This window comes from Terrabacter sp. Soil810 (genome assembly GCF_001429645.1).
Classification (GTDB): Bacteria; Actinomycetota; Actinomycetes; order Actinomycetales; family Dermatophilaceae; genus Terrabacter.
Genome location: NZ_LMSW01000011.1, coordinates 1,927,009 through 1,927,937, shown reverse-complemented (window position 1 = coordinate 1,927,937; position 929 = coordinate 1,927,009). Strand labels below are relative to the sequence as shown.

Below are 929 nucleotides of genomic sequence, written 5' to 3'. Positions count from 1 at the left end.
GGCGGGTACCGCTCCGACGACCGACGCTCCAGCGGCAGCAGCGACCGGGGCGGGTACCGCTCGGACGACCGACGCTCCAGCGGCGGCAGCGACCGCAGCGGCTACCGTTCGGACGACCGTGCTCGCGGCGGCGCCGGCCGTCCTCAGGACGATGACCGGAGGGGTGGCCCCCGCCTGACTCCGAAGGCCCCGCGGAAGCCCGAACCGGCCATTCGCGAGGGCGTCACCGGTCACGAGGTCGACCGCGGGGTCAAGAACCAGCTGCGCACCCTGTCCAAGGAGAACGCCGAGGGCGTCGCCCAGCACCTCGTCATGGTCGCCGAGCTGCTCGACGTCGAGCCCGAGGCAGCCCTGGCCCACGCCGAGACGGCCGTGCGCCGTGCTGGTCGTGTGCCTGCCGCCCGAGAATCCCTGGGGCTCGTCGCGTACCGCCTCGGCGACTGGGCTCGGGCTCTCGGAGAGTTCCGCACGGTCCGACGGCTTTCCGGGTCGAGCCACCTGCTCCCGCTCATGGTCGACTGCGAGCGAGCCCTGGGACGCCACGACAAGGCGCTCGAGCTGGCGCAGTCCGACGAGGCGGGCAACCTGGCCATCGACGACCGCGTCGAGCTGGCGATCGTCGTCTCCGGGATCCGCCGGGACCTCGGTCAGCTCGACGCCGCCGTCGCGGGCCTCAGTGATCTCGTGAAGCGGATCAACCCGAACCGACCCTCTGCCGCACGGCTCTTCTACGCCTATGCGGACGCCAAGCTCGCCGCCGGCGATCTCGAGGTGGCACGTGACTGGTTCGCCAGGGCTGCGGACGCCGACCACGAGCTGGCGACGGATGCCGCGGAGCGGCTCGAGGAGCTCGACGGCGTCGACGTCACCGACCTGCTCGGCGACGAGGACGAGGACGGCTACCCGATCGAGTCCTTTGACGACGATGC

Annotated in this window: 1 protein-coding gene; it reads left to right on the top strand. The window is 72.0% G+C overall.

Features of this window, described 5'->3' with window-relative positions:
- Positions 1–929 (top strand): lipopolysaccharide assembly protein LapB (locus ASG96_RS14835; protein WP_235509164.1); only part of this gene is annotated, 929 nt, incomplete at both ends.